Genomic DNA, 16,097 nt, shown 5'->3' on the forward strand with positions numbered 1-16,097 from the left:
TTCACCGATAAAATATTTTATCTTTTGCCCATGAATAAGGTAAATACAAGTGATTTTAAGGTTGATAAGAGCATCAAATTGTCAGATCGTCTTACGGTAACCGATTTAAATGCAACCAATAAGGAGTTAAAAAAACACCTAGAATCTGTTCGTGAAGACTTAGGAGATTTTCAAAATACGCTCTATGCGCACAGTAAGTATAGTGTTCTTGTTTGTCTTCAAGGAATGGATACTTCGGGAAAAGATAGTCTCATTCGTGAGGTGTTTAAAGATTTTAATGTACAAGGTGTTGTAGTACATAGCTTTAAAGTACCCACCGAGCTTGAACTCAAACATGATTATTTATGGCGCCATTATATCGCACTCCCCGCCAAGGGAAAATTTGGTGTTTTCAATCGTACACATTACGAAAATGTTTTAGTGACTCGTGTTCATCCAGAGTATATTTTAGGTGAGCATATTCCCGATATTCACTCCGTAGACGATATAAACCAAGATTTCTGGACGAAACGTTTCGAACAGATTAATAATTTTGAAAAGCATCTAGCAGACAATGGTACGCTCATTTTTAAATTCTTTTTAAATCTTTCAAAAGAAGAACAACGAAGAAGGCTAGTAAGAAGATTAGACCTACAAGAAAAAAATTGGAAGTTTTCGGCAGGAGATCTAAAAGAGCGTAAACTTTGGGATAAATATCAAGAATGTTACGAGGAGGCTATTAACGAGACTTCAAAACCACATGCACCTTGGTTTGTAATTCCTGCAGATAATAAGAAGTCAGCACGTGTAATTGTTGCCTCAATTTTATTGGAAGAGTTAAAAAAATACCAAGATATTAAGGAACCTGAGCTGAGTGCTAAAATAAAAGCTAATTTAGGGGACTATAGAAAACAATTGGAAAACGAATCAGAATGAAGAAGATTTACCTCGTAGTACTTTTAATAGTATCTCAAACTTTTGCGCAGACAGAAGATGAAAAACAAATGCGTAAAATTTATGATGCGGCACTCGATAATGGAAAGGCATATGATTGGCTGAATTATTTATCAAATCAAATAGGTGGAAGACTTTCAGGTTCAGTTCAAGCACAACAAGCTATTGATTATACAAAAGCGCAAATGGATTCTCTCGGTTTAGATCGTGTTTGGTTACAACCTGTAATGGTGCCTAAATGGGTGCGAGGCACACCCGAATTTGCTTATATGGAAACTTCACCGGGTAATACTACCAATATTCCTATATGTGCTTTGGGAGGTTCCATTCCTACTTACGGAAGAGGTATAAAGGCTAACGTAATTGAAGTCCATAGCATTGAAGAGTTAAAAACTTTAGGAAAAGAGAAGATCTCAGGCAAAATTGTATTCTTTAATCGACCTATGGATCCTACTTCGGTGAATACTTTTGAAGCATATTCTGGTGCGGTTGATCAACGAGGAAAAGGTGCTGCCGAGGCGGGTAAATATGAAGCCCTTGGTGTCATTGTACGATCTATGAATTTACGACAAGATGACTTTCCGCATGCTGGAGGAATGAATTACGGTGATATTCCTGAGGCTGAGAAAGTACCCGCGGCTGCAATTAGTACGAATGGAGCCGATTTGCTCAGCGCCACTTTAAAGTTGAATCCTAATATTCAATTCTTTTTCAAATTGAATTGTAAGACTTTAGAAGATGTAGAATCGTACAATGTTATTGGAGAGATCAAAGGCAGTAGTAATCCCGATGAGATAATGGTAGTTGGTGGCCACTTAGATTCTTGGGATTTGGGAGATGGTTCTCATGATGATGGAGCGGGTTGTGTGCAAAGTATGGAAGTCTTACGTATTTTAAAGAAAACAGGATACAAGCCCAAAAGAACAATCAGAGCGGTCTTATTTATGAATGAAGAGAATGGGTTACGTGGCGGAAGAAAATATGCTGAGCTTGCGAAAACCAAAAATGAAAATCACATTTTCGCACTCGAAAGCGATTCCGGAGGGTTTACTCCAAGGGGGTTTAGTTTTGATGCATCCGAAGAAAACATCAAACAAGCAGAAAGTTGGGCAAAACTATTTGAACCCTATTATGTACATATGTTCGTGAAAGGATTTTCAGGAGCTGATATTAGCCCTTTGAAGAATGATAAAATTGTTTTGGCGGGCTTACGTCCTGACTCGCAGCGCTATTTTGATCATCACCATGCTGAGAATGATACTTTCGAACATGTGAATCGAAGAGAACTTGAATTGGGTGCGGCAGCAATGACCAGTTTGGTGTATTTATTTGATAAATATGGCATACAATAATACTTCAAAATCATGAAAAAAAAATACCTTATACTAATTGTGGTAATAATAGCGATTTTGTCTGTTGCTGAATTTGCTTTTCAATTTTTGTCAGGTTTGTTTTCTCCTTTTACTTCAAATCATTAGGTCAAAAACAATTAACATTTTCCCTACCTTTGCCGCTCAATAAAAATAACAAGAGATGCAAGACGGAATCTACGCAAAATTCAATACCTCAAAAGGGGAAATACTGGTAAAACTTACGCACGATAAAACACCCGGAACAGTAGGTAACTTTGTTGCCTTAGCCGAAGGGAAACAAAAGAATACAGCCAAAGCTGAAGGAGAGGCCTACTATGATGGACTTAAATTTCATAGGGTCATTCCAGATTTTATGATTCAAGGTGGTTGTCCGCAGGGAACGGGAACTGGAGATGCGGGCTATAAGTTCGATGATGAATTTCATCCTGAGCTTACTCATGATGCGCCTGGCGTTCTTTCAATGGCAAATGCCGGACCTGGAACAAATGGTAGTCAATTTTTCATTACGCATATCGCCACTCCATGGTTAGATAATAAGCATACAGTTTTTGGCCATGTTGAATCAGGTCAAGATATTGTCGATGCTGTTGCTCAAGGTGATGCGATTGAAACTCTTGAAATCGTAAGAGTAGGGGCTGAGGCTGAAGGCTGGGATGCTGTTAAGGCCTTCGAGACGTTTAAAAACTCTGGAGCTGAGAGATTGGCCGCAGAAAAAGCAAAACAAGCTGCTGAGCTAGATAAAGTAGCTGCTGGTTTTGATGCTACTGATAGTGGACTTAGATATAAAATTATTCAGAAAGGTGATGGTGAGAAAGCCGAGGCGGGAAGACAAGTATCTGTACATTATGAAGGTTCTTTATTGAGCGGACAGGTTTTTGACTCTTCGTATAAACGCAATGAACCAATTGGTTTTCAATTGGGTGTTGGTCAAGTAATAAAGGGTTGGGATGAAGGTATATCTCTATTGCAAGTAGGCGATAAAGCTCGCTTTGTTATTCCTTCAGATTTAGCTTATGGGAGCGCTGGCGCTGGCGGGGTTATTCCACCAAATGCGACGCTTGTTTTTGATGTTGAGTTAATGAAAGTAGGTTAGAAACTACAAAATTTTAAGTCATAGCTGCTCCTTTCCACTTCAGGGAAGGAGTTTTTTTATGCCTAAAAAGCGACCCTATTTTGGGTCATTTATGCTCACCAATAGGAGCAAAACATTTAGCGCAATAAGCGATGATAGAATGATAAAGAAAGTAAGCATGGGGTCTTAGTTTTCAAAAGTGTGTTGATTACATAATGTAAACAACTATGAAGCCCAAAACCCTACTTTATAGGTAAGTAAAAGATTAAAAAAGATTTAATCTTCGTCACCCATTGTACTGTATTTGAAAAGTAAAAGATTAACTACGCTAATTATAAGAAGAATACTTAAAGTAAGAATCATACCTTTTTTTGATTAAGTTCATAATATCGAGCGGGGTTTCAATATGTTATAAATAAACGCTATATATTCTCACTTATTTCAAAATAAGGTGTTAAAAGTGCGATATTGTTAAAAAATCAATCATTTTGTTGATAAGTCGTAAACTTTGAGCAAAAAAAAGCCGCAACTTTAAGTTGCGGCTTTATACTATAAAAAAGTTTAATACCTATCTTAATCTACTACCTTCACATTAACGGCGTTCAATCCTTTTTTACCTTGTTGTAGTTCAAATTCTACAACATCACCTTCACGAACCTCGTCGATTAAGCCAGAAATGTGTACAAAATGATCTTCGTTCGAACCTTCTTCAGTAATAAAACCATATCCTTTGGAATCATTGAAGAATTTAACTGTTCCTTTACTCATAATACTAAAAATTAAAAATTATTAAAGGGCAAAGATACTATTTAATTGTTAATAGTCTGAATTTTTGGAAGTTATATTTGAATTAGGGTAACGTAAAGAACTTGAATCAATTAGTGTGTTTTATCTATGGGCCATCATATTGTGAAACCCAAATAATACTATTCATTCTTAAAAGTAATTGGTGAGGCAAATTTAGATTCTAGGTGATCAAATCTTGAATACGCTCGGTAACTGCCATAACATCTAGTGCCAATATCGCCGAGGAAAGGTTTAATATTGAGCTTGCCCGATCTAAGATATTTTGAACATTGGTTAGCTTTTTATAGAGCCCCTCGGACGCTTCGGTGATGACCTTAATTTTACTTAGAGCTTCTTCAGCATCAGCCAATACCAAAACTGCCGATTTTGTGTATAATTCAGTAGTATGGGTTAACTGTTGATTGTGCAGTTCTTTTATCTTTAAATTTTGCTCTTCGGTGAGATTATCTATAGCATTGTAGCGATAATTACCTAAGGCATTGGCCATTTTCATAAAATTATCAGCGAGTTGCTTTACTTGTTCAGCACTTAGATTTTCCATCTTTTAATTTTTAAACAAGGAGGTTGAATGTAATTTGAGCTGACTTCCATATTTCGCCAGGGCAACCTTTAGGGCATCATCATTTAAATTCTCAATGTCTGCGGAAAGGTGAGCATGACCTTGTGCAATAGCCTTTAGAATCTTAGCGTATTCATCCAATTCGGTCTGCTGCCTTTCGATTTCCTGAATTTTACGAAAATAATCTTCAGCAAATTTTGTTCGTTCATAGGTAGATAGGCTTTTATCACGTACCAAATCAAAATAGTAATTTTTGGTGCTGCTTTTTTGAACTTCCAATTTGCCTTTAAGATTTCCCGCAAGGTTAAGATCTAAAAAATGAATCAAATCTTGAACTGGCTGATTTGCATTTGAAATGTAGCTCTTTATTTCATTTCTTCGATATCCATCAGTAAAAGCCCTTCCGACAAGGGTGATTAGGTTAGAATATGATTTTACGTCAGTATCATTTACTTTGATTGAGCCAAAATTTCCTGAAGTTATGGCATTGGTGAGTCCGTCGGTTTGGTAATTGGTCAGTTGATTATCTGAGATGTTAGTCAGCGCGTAAAAATAACTTTGCAGTCCGTGGTAAATAAGTTCAGTAACTCGATCAGCTTCTTTGTCTTGAGAACATTCGCAATCTGTTTTATGAATATTCAAATTCGCAATGTTTTTGCTTTGGCAGTCTGCAAGGTAGGTTTTATAGAAACTTGGAGATAGTGCATCAAAAGTTTCTACACTTTCAATAGCAGATTTAGAAAATTCTGTTACATGTTTGAGGTTTACACAACTACTAAAAAGCACTGTGTGAAAGAGAAAAAGAAAAATGTATTTTAATCGATTTTGGGGCATGGGTGCGACTTCTTTCTACAAGGTAAAAAGAATTTTTGTTTTCTGCAGATGTAGTTTACTTGATAATAGAGGTTTAAATTGAGCCGAGTCTCGCTCCGAGTCTGTTTACTGTTTGGCTAATTTTCGCATCATTACCCACTGTTTGAGCATTTCTCTTGATTCTTGTGCGGGATAACCTAACACGGTTTTTCCCGCAGCCACATCTCCAACAACGCCAGATCCTGCGCCAACTGTTACTCCTGAATGAAGCGTGGTATGGTCTTTTATAGATGCACTTCCTCCAATTATTACGCCGTCACCTAAAGTTACTGAACCTGCCAAACCACTATGGCCAGCCATAATGCAAGATCTTCCCATGATACAATTATGCGCGATTTGCACTTGATTATCAATTTTACAATTGTCGCCAATAATAGTGGCGCTAAACTTACCGCGATCAACACAAGAATTTGCACCAATTTCGACATCATTGCCGATGATAACGGTTCCTATTTGCGGAATTTTAACTAGTCCTCGACCATCATCACTTGGGCGGTACCCAAATCCATCTGCACCAATACTTACATTGTTGTGAAAAATACAGGCCTGTCCGATTTCACAGCGTTCACGAATAACAGTGCCTGACCAAATTATACTTCCTTTTCCGATACTAGTATCATCTAAAATGGTAACATTCGGATAGAGAATAACTCCATCACCTAGAACCACATTTTTACCTACATAAGAGTTTGCTCCAATTTTGCAGTTTGCACCAATTTTGGCAGTTTCATGCACCACTGCTGTAGGATGAATAGCCATTTCAAAAACGGGTGTCTTTGGTTCAAAAGCTTCTAAAACTTTAGCCATTGCCAAATCAGCATTTTTTACTTTTATCAAGGCGCGATTTTCTCCTGGTTCTACTTCTAAATTTGCATTAACGATTGCAGCGGAAGCTTTTGAATCTTTCCATCTTGATATGTATTTACTGCTTCCTATAAAGGTAATATGGCCAACTTGTGCTTTTTGAAGTTCTTCAGGTCCAGTTATGGTTTGAGTCGTGCTTCCAACTATTTCCCCTCCTAATAAAGTATTAATTTCAGCTATTGTAAAAGATTTCATGGCCATGCTTGGTTTGTGTTATTATGCTTCGCAGCAAGATAAGATATAATGAACAAAAGAGAACTCTAGGGAAATAAAAATGGCATAAAGCCAGAGCCATTGATTTTTAGCTAGTATTTGTGGTCTTAATGCTAATAGAGCTTAACTCCGTGGCTTTGACTCCGTTCTCCGAATCGTTAGCCAGACTATATCAATAGAGTCCTGATTATAGAATTGAATGGTATCTATTTGTTATCTGTATAGCCAGGCGAAGTTTCATTTGGTTACTTCAAAAAAGTATTTTTTTGTATAATTCTAAACACTAGCATTTTGAATAAGATTTAAGAAGGTATTCATAACTATTGAAATCAAAGTTTCTTATTTTTAATCTATGGAAAACTTGAGGTATCCCATTGGTCATTATCAATGCCCAGAAAAGATTAGTGCTGAGCATATTCAAGAATGGATTATGATTTTAGAAACGCTACCAGAGCGTCTCGAGAATTTGGTAAAAAACCTTACGGCGGAACAATTGGAAACCCCGTATCGCCCTGAAGGTTGGACGATACGCCAAGTGGTTCATCACATTGCCGATAGCCATCATAATAGTTATACCCGTTTCAAATGGACTTTAACCGAAGAAAGTCCGGTGATTAAAGCTTATGAAGAAAAGGAGTGGAGCAACTTATTTGATGCTAGGACCGCGCCTATTCAACTTTCTTTAAATTATATCAAGGCCTTACATGCCAAGTTGGTATATCTTTTAAAAGGACTATCGTCAAGTGATTTGATGAAGTATTATGTACACCCTGATGGAAATGTAAAAGTTAGCTTAGCCGAAAATATTGGAAAATATGCTTGGCATAGCAATCATCATTATGCTCATATTGAAGGTTTATTGAAGCGAGAAGGTTGGTCATTCTAAAACTTAACACTTCTTAATCATCACCCACATTAGTTTTTCATCCTCAAGGATATTTGGCAAAGTGACTTTACTCTCGCTGTGAATTTCAAATCCATTTTTGAGGTAAAAATCCAAGGCAGGACCTTTTTGCATAGTATCTAACCAGACTATCTTTTTTTTCATTTTCTTGGCACGAAGCATAGCAAATTGAAGCACTTTTTTTCCAACGCCTTTGCCAGAGTATTCATTTAATATATAAATCTTATCAATGTAAAGGGCTTCATCTTTCGAAAAGTTGGCGAGCGGGGCATCAAGTGTAATTTTTAAAACCCCGATTGCTTTTTTGTTTCTAAGAATGCGATATAGAATCGTATTAGGGTCTACCTCTTCTTTTTCAAGAACTTCTTTGGTGAAACTACTTTCGATATAAGGAGCAGAATTTTCATTAGGCCATAAATGTAAATAATGTTGGTTATAGGCCACGATTCCTACTTCGATGTAACTGTCATAAACTTCGGGAGTAATGGGTTCAAAGTGAACTATATGCTTCATGTAGAGTTAGGCTTTTTCGCCACCTTCAGGTCCGTAAAAAAGTACCCAAGTTGAAAAATCATCAGTAAAATTTTCAAAGCGATGTTCTATTCCCGCAGGAACAAAAAGAAAATCTCCTGCTTTGACTTGACTTCGTTCACCATCATTTAAGAACTCACCATTTCCTGAAATGATGATATAAACTTCATCTCTTGAATGCGGTTGTTGCAAATCAACTTTTTCGGGTTTGTACACTTCCACTTCTAGCGTACCATGCTCAAAAACTTTCAGAAAAGGAGAGTCAGTTTCGTTAAGTTTTTGAAGTGCTTCCTCAGTATTTATTTTCATTATAAAGGTTTTGAGAACTCAAGAATTTCCCTTTAAGAGCTAGGGGCACTCCATTTGATATTACAGCCGATACTTGGTTTTTGAATTTCGCTAATTGCGTTGCCTTCTAGTAAAGCATCCATAGCATTTCTTAAATCAGAGCCTGATAGCGGAATACCGTTTCCAGGTCGAGAATCATCGAGTTGTCCGCGATAGCTTAGTTTCAAATCCCTGTTAAATAAATAGAAATCAGGAGTGCAAGCAGCATCATAGGCTTTAGCAACCTCTTGTGTTTCATCGTATAAATACGGGAAAGAATAGCCAACATCCGCTGCTACTTTCTTCATTAAGGCAGGTCCGTCTTGCGGATAGTTCACTACATCATTGCTAGAAATTGCAATAAAACCAATTCCTTTTGATTTATAGTCTTTTGCAATACGCACAATTTCGGCATTTACATGAATTACAAACGGACAATGATTGCAGATGAACATAATCATCGTTCCTTTTTCTCCTTTAATCTCGTTTAAAGAAAGGTTTTTGTTACTTACTGTATCAGGTAGATTAAAATCAGGTGCCTTCGTGCCTAATGGAAGCATGTTGCTAGGTGTCATCGCCATTTATCACAAACTTTTAGAATTTAAAGTTAAAAGTATTTGATCGATTCTTTGTTATTTCATAGGCTATTTTTAACTTGACGCTCTTAGATTGACCAATCAATACTAGCCTTTTTTGACCGACTCCTTACTTGATACTGTCCAAATCAACTTTAACACAGAGACTCTTTGGGTTTTGAACTTTGCATTAGCCTTAGTCATGTTCGGAATTGCACTTGAAATTTCAATATCAGATTTCAAAAGATTGCTACAGAATCCGAAACCTATTTTGGTTGGGGTTTTTAGTCAGTTTGTTGTGCTTCCTGCAGTAACTTTTCTTTTGGTACTAACAACAACACCTTTGCCAAGTATTGCTTTAGGTATGTTTATGGTCGCTGCCTGCCCTGGGGGGAATATTTCTAATTTTATTTCACATCTATCAGGCGGAAATACGGCTTTATCAGTCAGCTTGACGGCAATAGCTACATTGTTGGCAGTGGTTATGACGCCTCTTAACCTTCAATTCTGGGGGTCACTATATGAACCCACAGCAAGTATTTTAACTGAGGTGGCCATAGCTCCTCTAGAGATGATAAAACTGGTTAGCTTGTTGCTAGGCGTACCACTGCTCTTAGGCATGTACGTAAATTACTTGATACCTAAAACTGCTACACAAATAGCAAAGGTGCTTAAAATAGCTTCTTTAGTTTTCTTTATTGCTTTAGTATTCATTGCCTTATACAACAATCGCGCTATTTTTATGGAGTATGTGTTTTATGTATTTTGGATTGTTTTAATACACAATTTAATTGCCTTTACAACCGGATTTTCATTAGCCAAACTATTTCGACTGTCAGAAGAAAATATTAGAAGTATTACCATAGAAACAGGCATTCAAAATTCAGGATTGGGACTCTTATTAATCTTCACCTTTTTTGATGGATTAGGTGGCATGGCTCTTTTAGCTGCATTTTGGGGAATTTGGCATTTGGTTTCTGGATTATTACTTGCCGGATTTTGGGGGCAAAAATCAATTAAAAAAGAAAAGCTCGTTTGAAAAACCTAGTATACTATTTGGTGAAGATTTGGATGAAGATTAACCTTCATTTGTATTATGGCAAGATAAAAGTATCAGGGCTCGAAAATGTACCCAAAGACAAACCTGTTTTGTTTTTACCCAATCACCAAAGTGCTCTTTTAGACGTTTTGTTGATTGCGACAGATTGTAATCGCAAACCTTGGTTTTTGACCCGTTCAGATGTGTTTAAAAGCAAAACATTGATTTCAATTTTCAATTTTTTTCAAATGATTCCCATTTATCGTATTCGCGATGGGCGAGACTCTTTGAAAAATAATCAGGCGGTATTCGATCGCTGTTCTGAACTTTTGATTCAAAAGGAAGCTTTACTAATGTTTCCGGAGGCGAATCATAATTTGAAACGCAGGGTTCGCCCTTTGAGCAAAGGGTTTACCAGAATTCTTTTCAATACTTTGGATAAAGCTTCTGATACTGATATAATGATTGTTCCGGTAGGGATTAATTATAGAAATGCAGTGAGATTTCCTGATAAAGTAGCTTTATATTTTGATACGCCAATAGCGGTAAAAGAACTATACAATCCTTCGGATGAAAAAGGTTCGATTAACAAAATCAAGGAAGCCGTTTCGAATAGGTTAAAGAAGCTCACCACACATATCGAAGATGAAGAAACCTACGAAGAAACCATTCAGCAATTGGATGCTAGGGGAGTGGATTATTTAAATCCGGAAAAGGTAAATAATACACTTCAAAACTTATCTTCTGGGGTTGACCAAAACCAAAAAAAGATATCTATTTTTGGCGGAATATCCAAAGCACTTTTTACGCTTTTAAATTTACCCATGCTATTGATATGGAGGACTTTCGGAAAACCTAAAGTCTGGGAGCCTGAGTTTATGGGTACCCTTCGTTTTGCTTTTGCTTTACTGACTTACCCTATTTATTACGGACTTGTATTTACAATTGTAACTCTAGTTTTTAACCCTTTAATTGGGTCGGGAGCAAGCTTAGGTCTGTTCGTTTTCAATTGGTTGGTTGTAAGGCTGAATTAGTTATTCAATATTAGTTTGGTGTTATTCTACGATTTCGTAGTCAATACTTAGTTTGCGTAAAGCTCTTAAAGCTGAACCAGAGTTTTTATCAGCAACTTCAATATCCACAGCATCTCCTTCAAGAAGTATCGCGGTAAGTTCATTCGACAAAGAATCATTGCCGTTTGATGAAATCTCGGTTATGCATTTAACTATTGCTCTTCTATCGGGTCTTTGAGCGTCACAGGACAATAAGTTTAATTTCATAGGTGTGGTTTGTAAAAGTATACGTCTGAGTTGAGATTAGATTATCAAGGAATTTCCAGAGTAGGGAAGAACAAGCAATTACTTAAAGCCATTGTTGAGTGTTCGTTTTTTTGTTAGTCTAATGAATTACTTCATTCTTTTAATTACGTAGTAACCTTCCACATAATGCCAAACTTGTCAATGCAATTACCATAATAAGAACCCCAGAATGTAACATGCATTGGCAATGTTTTTTCTCCACCTTTGGAAAGTTCGTCGTATAACCTGTTAGCTTCATCTCTGCCATCAGAATGAATTATAAGACCAAAGTTGCAATATCCTTTTGACTCTTCATATCCTTCAGTATAGTCAGCTCCATTCAAACTTGTTTCTTCACTAATGTCCAAAGTGACATGCATTATTTTATTTTCGTCAGTTTCTTGGAAAATGTGTTTATCTTTTTTAGGAACATCTTTATAGCGTCCAATGTATGAGACCTTTTTGCGAAAAACTCCTTCATAAAAATTGAAGGCTTCTTCACAATTACCATTAAAATAAAGGTATGGATTCATTCTTGCCATAGAACTTATTTTAGATTATTATTTAACTTTTGTCCCATTGCCTAAATGACGCACAACGGTTGAGCTAAGGTACACTGCTGTGATTCTTCCGAAGGACAATCCAGCCAAATCTAAAGATAGCCTTTCTCGCTGATTTTTGTTGAAAAAATCTGCAAGCAATGAATTTTAGCCATTGTTAGGTAAAGCTTTTTTCAGCTGCTGGTAGTTTGTTTCGTTCGATTGTGCGTTTGACGAAAAATATTTTTTTTCTCCGGATTTTTTTTGTGATTAAAATCCATGGACGAGCGTTGGAATTAATAATCGCTTTTATTCTTTCTCCACTATCTGTCTTGAAAAATCCTTTTTTACGGTTTCCCATTGAAAATCCGTTTATTTTATTCCGTAAACTTGGTCTTTTATCCGGCAATTCAACCAACTGAATTTCCGATAATGGAATTTTCTCCCCATGCAGTCCAGTTATTTCCAACTGTCCGTTCTCCATTATTAAGTCATTTTCGGTATACCCTAAGCCGAAAGACCTTATCGCGAAGATTAAAACACTAAAAAGGGCATAAAAAAGGATTTTTTCACCTTTTGAAATATGTACTATGGTTATTTGAAATAATTTCCTTGACATGAGTAAAATCAGTGTAATCAGAAATGATTTTTATATTTTCATTTATGCCATCTAATTCTCTTACTAAAAAAGGTAAAATATTTCTGTTTTTACATATGATTATTATATTATCTCTATCCCTTATTGCATAACCTAATTCAACCAGGGCACTGGATGCAACTCTTTCAGGGTAATAAAATAAAAAATTCTTACAATTCTCTATGGCCTTAAAATCTTCTCTAGCTGCTACTTGAGGTGGCTGATAATCTTGTTCTGTTTCAAAATAATCACTTGCATTGAATATTGGATTATAACCTAAGGTTGATAAAATTTCTTGAATTTCCCTTATCTCATTTTGCGATATTATTCTTGAAGCTTTCGACTTACTACCAGCTATGGCATAAGACAAAAATATATTCCAGCTGGTATTATTAGATTTAGCCCCAGTCAACCATAAACTTTTGTTTTTTGTTCCATCATATATATAATAAATGAAAAGTAGTATTAATGAAATGATAAATGGTAATATTCGAAAATAATCAAGTTCATCAGAAAGGGCGTATGTGGTTAATATTCCTCTATTTAGCCCTATTAGTTTACCATAGTAAATACCAACCACTATTATTCCAATTGATGCCACTACATTGAAGAAATTAACCTTTAAATTTTTAATTGATTTAACCAATAAGGTAGTTAAAATAGAAAAGGTGATTAATAAAAAACTTCCGTTGTTTATAAATTGTTTCAGTGATAGATTTTCTAAAAAAAGCATATCACCGTAGAAAACATTCACAAAAAATAAGGAAAACCAAATTCCAAAAGTAGTACCTAGAATTACAACTAATGTCTTTCCCAAGGATTTAATAATTACCTTTCTATTTTTTTTCTTTAAGATTGAATTTTCCATAATGATTGTCAAATCATGTTTAAAACTGACTAAACTTAATACCAAGTTTAGCTCTTCTTAACCCATACTTTACTCCGGAAACAAGTTACATCATCTCCCCAAAGAAAATAGCATTCATTAGCAGCTTATTTGTACCATACCAAAAGGCTCTAAACTGTGTATTGTCCGTAAAACCAATAACTCTTCCTTTGCCCATACGTTTTACTTGAAAAGGTACAGTGTTCTTTATCATCTCTAGATTTTCTTCAGAAATGTAACCGCTTAATAGTGGGTTTGAAGTATACTGAATAGGATTGTTGTAGCTGTTCTTATCTGCTTCAATATAAATGTTGGAGTTTCTAAACATAGCTAAGCTATTGTTTTTGTATCCGTAGTTGATGGGGTGTGAGCGGTCTAATTTGGTTTGAAAAATAGCTCCTCCAGTTACTTGTGCTCCTCTGAAATCGTTCTTTTGATCAAAAGGAATATTTTTCGCCACTAGCGTGTCTTTCTTGAATTTCAGTTTCATAAATTCACTTTTATTGAACCATTCCACCGTATTTCTGTATCCAATTAAGGTGCCGCCTTCTTTCACCCATTTCTTTAGCTTATCAGCGTTCTTTTTTGTTCGCATACTTCCACCTGCACTTGGTACAATGATATCAGTATACTTGCTTAAATCCACTCGATTGAAATATGCCAAGTCTATTTTAGTGAGCTCCATATCGTACCTCGTATCAAACAAATGCCAGATTTCACCCGCGTCATAGGAACGTATTCCAGCTCCCACTAAAACAGCCACTTTTTGTTTTTTAACAGCATCATAATCATTACTTCCTAAATCAATACCTTGGGTTAGGCCCGTACTGACTGAAGTGATTTGAATTTTACTTTCATCGGCAACTCCTTTTAAGAATTCATAGAGGGCGTCGGCATCTAACTTTTGATTTTGAACGGGCACCATAATGGTTCCGTAATCATATTTTTTGCCTTCCAGCGCATAGGGAGACTTGGCAACTTTGGCGCGCAAACCTTTTTCTAGAATTGCATTTAAGGCTTTTGGCGTATAATATTCGTTCCATTCAAAAAGATAGGCGTAATTGCTTTTGGAACTTACGCTTCCTGTCAAGGGTTTGAAATCTGTAATTTCTGGCCCTGCATTGGTCAAAGAATTCAACTCTGCGTAATCAACATTAAAAGCTAAGGGAAATGTCCATGCCGAAATATCATAGAAAAGGCTGTCTTTAAAAGTAGTACGCTTTTCAAACATCGCTTTGATCAAACGATGGTTCTTTTGATTCATAGGTACTACGTAGCTGCTTCCTTTTTTGTATGCTTTTCCACTTATGGTAGCATCATTGGCTAATTCATGGAATTTAATTTTGTGTCTGTTTAGTATTTCCGCTAAATGCCATGACTTTGCAGCATCTTTACTATCTCCAAAAACGATACCCTTTGTTTTACTTCGTGCTGCTGAATTTCTGGTATCTGCGTAAAACTTCTTTTGATAGTTTAAGATTTTAGTACGCATATTTTTACCTGCTTCAATGGTAGAAAGCGCTGCAGTAAATTGATTTCTAATCGTAAAAGGAAAGGTGACTAGTCCGTTTTCGCTTTCTTGAATATGTCCTCGAGAACTGCCCTGTTCAAAGAGAATACCGATGCTTCCGTTTACATCAGGGAAAGTTGATCCCTTTCCGTAGTAATAATCATCAAAGTTTTCTTCGGAATAATATAATGAGCCAATCTTATCTAGAGCCTTCACATGGTAAGTTCCGATTTCGCGAGTAAGATCTTGATTCATTTGAGGGGTCAAAGGATGCGTACGCGAAGGTTCTCCTGGTTGGAAAAAGAAGGTTGAATTGGTTCCCATTTCGTGGTGATCGGTCAGAATATTTGGCATCCATTTATGGAAACTTTCAATACGTGCTCTGCTCTCTGGCAATTGTACTGGCAGCCAATCACGGTTCATATCAAACCAATAGTGATTGGTGCGTCCACCAGGCCAAACTTCATGGTATTCACGATCGTTGTTATCCGCCGTTAAATTTTGTGCCTTATTGGTATTTGCCCAATAGGCAAAACGCTGTAATCCATCTGGATTAAAAGAAGGATCCATCAGAATTACCATATTACTAAGAAGTTCTTCAATTTCAGGTCCCTGAGCAGCAGCTAGATAATAGGCATAGGCTAAACCTGCATTGGCACCACTAGGTTCGTTACCATGAATGGAAAAGCCTTGGTAAACTATGATGGGCATATCTTCAACTGAAGCAGAATTACCGGCTTCAGTCAAAGCCACATGATCTTTTCGAATTTGCTCTATGTTTTCATGGTTTTTAGGAGTGGTAACGGTCAATAGCAAAATAGGTCGCCCTTCAAAAGTAGATCCTCTATTCTCTATCGTCATGCGATCAGATGCTTTTGCTAAGGTTTGCATATAGAACATGAGTTTATCATGGGTTATATGCCATTCACCAACTTCATGGCCTATGACTTCTTTCGGAGTGGGAATATTTTGATCATACGTAATATTCTGAGGTAAATAGTAATTGAGATCTAGTTTTTCTTGAGCGATTAGATTTTGAAAGGAAACTAGAATTGCTAATAGAAGTATTGTTTTTTTCATTTTGGTTCGGTGAATTAGTCCATACGTAAATTTAGGTAAAGTGATGTCCAAAAAAAAACGGCTCTTCATATTCGAAG

The 16,097-nt window shown here is 36.4% G+C and carries 18 protein-coding genes; 6 read left to right on the forward strand and 12 right to left on the reverse strand.

Features of this window, described 5'->3' with window-relative positions; genetic code table 11:
* Positions 1 to 30: 30 nt before the first annotated feature.
* From ACKWCD_RS16555 to ACKWCD_RS16565, 3 genes are all read left to right on the forward strand, one after another.
* A complete protein-coding gene (locus ACKWCD_RS16555; protein WP_413985076.1) occupies positions 31 to 915 on the forward strand; it encodes a PPK2 family polyphosphate kinase in 885 nt (294 codons plus the stop codon).
* Entirely contained in the window at positions 912 to 2,285 is a 1,374-nt protein-coding gene (locus ACKWCD_RS16560; RefSeq protein ID WP_413985077.1) for a M20/M25/M40 family metallo-hydrolase, read from the forward strand. The genes ACKWCD_RS16555 and ACKWCD_RS16560 overlap by 4 nt, the downstream gene beginning before the upstream one ends.
* 181 nt (positions 2,286 to 2,466) lie before the next feature.
* Positions 2,467 to 3,399 carry a peptidylprolyl isomerase gene (locus tag ACKWCD_RS16565; RefSeq protein WP_413985078.1) on the forward strand — a complete coding sequence of 311 codons (933 nt, stop codon included), beginning with the start codon at positions 2,467 to 2,469 and terminating at the stop codon, positions 3,397 to 3,399.
* 552 nt (positions 3,400 to 3,951) lie between these two features.
* On the opposite strand, the gene ACKWCD_RS16570 is transcribed toward ACKWCD_RS16565, so the two are convergent.
* The 4 genes from ACKWCD_RS16570 to lpxD form a co-directional block, all read right to left on the reverse strand.
* Positions 3,952 to 4,146 (reverse strand): cold-shock protein, encoded by a 195-nt coding sequence (locus ACKWCD_RS16570; RefSeq protein WP_138659665.1) that lies wholly within the window; start codon positions 4,144 to 4,146, stop codon positions 3,952 to 3,954.
* 199 nt (positions 4,147 to 4,345) lie between these two features.
* Positions 4,346 to 4,726, reverse strand: a complete 381-nt coding sequence (locus tag ACKWCD_RS16575) for a hypothetical protein (RefSeq protein WP_413985079.1) — start codon at positions 4,724 to 4,726, stop codon at positions 4,346 to 4,348.
* Positions 4,727 to 4,729: 3 nt separating this feature from the next.
* On the reverse strand, positions 4,730 to 5,386 hold the full coding sequence (locus ACKWCD_RS16580) for a hypothetical protein (RefSeq protein WP_413985080.1): 657 nt from the start codon (positions 5,384 to 5,386) through the stop codon (positions 4,730 to 4,732).
* 297 nt (positions 5,387 to 5,683) lie between these two features.
* On the reverse strand, positions 5,684 to 6,676 hold the full coding sequence (lpxD, locus tag ACKWCD_RS16585) for a UDP-3-O-(3-hydroxymyristoyl)glucosamine N-acyltransferase (protein ID WP_413985081.1): 993 nt from the start codon (positions 6,674 to 6,676) through the stop codon (positions 5,684 to 5,686).
* Positions 6,677 to 7,046: 370 nt separating this feature from the next.
* Here lpxD and ACKWCD_RS16590 point away from each other — a divergent pair, with 370 nt between their 5' ends.
* A complete protein-coding gene (locus ACKWCD_RS16590) occupies positions 7,047 to 7,580 on the forward strand; it encodes a YfiT family bacillithiol transferase (protein WP_413985082.1) in 534 nt (177 codons plus the stop codon).
* Positions 7,581 to 7,583: 3 nt separating this feature from the next.
* Here ACKWCD_RS16590 and ACKWCD_RS16595 read toward each other — a convergent pair whose 3' ends face one another.
* Genes ACKWCD_RS16595 through ACKWCD_RS16605 form a run of 3 tightly spaced genes read right to left on the reverse strand, consistent with a single transcriptional unit; the run spans position 7,584 to position 9,037 of the window.
* On the reverse strand, positions 7,584 to 8,111 hold the full coding sequence (locus ACKWCD_RS16595) for a GNAT family N-acetyltransferase (RefSeq protein WP_413985083.1): 528 nt from the start codon (positions 8,109 to 8,111) through the stop codon (positions 7,584 to 7,586).
* A gap of 6 nt (positions 8,112 to 8,117) precedes the next feature.
* Complete coding sequence (locus ACKWCD_RS16600; RefSeq protein WP_413985084.1) at positions 8,118 to 8,438, reverse strand: cupin domain-containing protein; 321 nt, start codon at positions 8,436 to 8,438, stop codon at positions 8,118 to 8,120.
* 32 nt (positions 8,439 to 8,470) lie between these two features.
* Positions 8,471 to 9,037 (reverse strand): thioredoxin family protein, encoded by a 567-nt coding sequence (locus ACKWCD_RS16605; RefSeq protein WP_413985085.1) that lies wholly within the window; start codon positions 9,035 to 9,037, stop codon positions 8,471 to 8,473.
* Between the two features lie 112 nt (positions 9,038 to 9,149).
* On the opposite strand from ACKWCD_RS16605, the gene ACKWCD_RS16610 reads away from it, so the two are divergent.
* Both ACKWCD_RS16610 and ACKWCD_RS16615 read left to right on the forward strand, forming a co-directional pair.
* Entirely contained in the window at positions 9,150 to 10,070 is a 921-nt protein-coding gene (locus ACKWCD_RS16610) for a bile acid:sodium symporter family protein (RefSeq protein WP_413985086.1), read from the forward strand.
* On the forward strand, positions 10,067 to 11,104 hold the full coding sequence (locus ACKWCD_RS16615; RefSeq protein WP_413985087.1) for a lysophospholipid acyltransferase family protein: 1,038 nt from the start codon (positions 10,067 to 10,069) through the stop codon (positions 11,102 to 11,104). The genes ACKWCD_RS16610 and ACKWCD_RS16615 overlap by 4 nt, the downstream gene beginning before the upstream one ends.
* Before the next feature lie 21 nt (positions 11,105 to 11,125).
* Here ACKWCD_RS16615 and ACKWCD_RS16620 read toward each other — a convergent pair whose 3' ends face one another.
* From ACKWCD_RS16620 to ACKWCD_RS16640, 5 genes are all read right to left on the reverse strand, one after another.
* Entirely contained in the window at positions 11,126 to 11,350 is a 225-nt protein-coding gene (locus ACKWCD_RS16620; protein WP_413985088.1) for a hypothetical protein, read from the reverse strand.
* A gap of 143 nt (positions 11,351 to 11,493) precedes the next feature.
* Complete coding sequence (locus ACKWCD_RS16625; RefSeq protein ID WP_413985089.1) at positions 11,494 to 11,910, reverse strand: VOC family protein; 417 nt, start codon at positions 11,908 to 11,910, stop codon at positions 11,494 to 11,496.
* 175 nt (positions 11,911 to 12,085) lie between these two features.
* Positions 12,086 to 12,526: a hypothetical protein gene (locus ACKWCD_RS16630; RefSeq protein WP_413985090.1), complete on the reverse strand. Its 441-nt coding sequence runs from the start codon at positions 12,524 to 12,526 to the stop codon at positions 12,086 to 12,088.
* A complete protein-coding gene (locus ACKWCD_RS16635; RefSeq protein ID WP_413985091.1) occupies positions 12,477 to 13,412 on the reverse strand; it encodes a hypothetical protein in 936 nt (311 codons plus the stop codon). The genes ACKWCD_RS16630 and ACKWCD_RS16635 overlap by 50 nt, the downstream gene beginning before the upstream one ends.
* Positions 13,413 to 13,497: 85 nt before the next feature.
* On the reverse strand, positions 13,498 to 16,020 hold the full coding sequence (locus tag ACKWCD_RS16640) for a M14 family metallopeptidase (RefSeq protein ID WP_413985092.1): 2,523 nt from the start codon (positions 16,018 to 16,020) through the stop codon (positions 13,498 to 13,500).
* Positions 16,021 to 16,097 lie beyond the last annotated feature (77 nt).

It is taken from the genome of Maribacter taeanensis (genome assembly GCF_047345145.1).
GTDB lineage: Bacteria > Bacteroidota > Bacteroidia > Flavobacteriales > Flavobacteriaceae > Maribacter_C.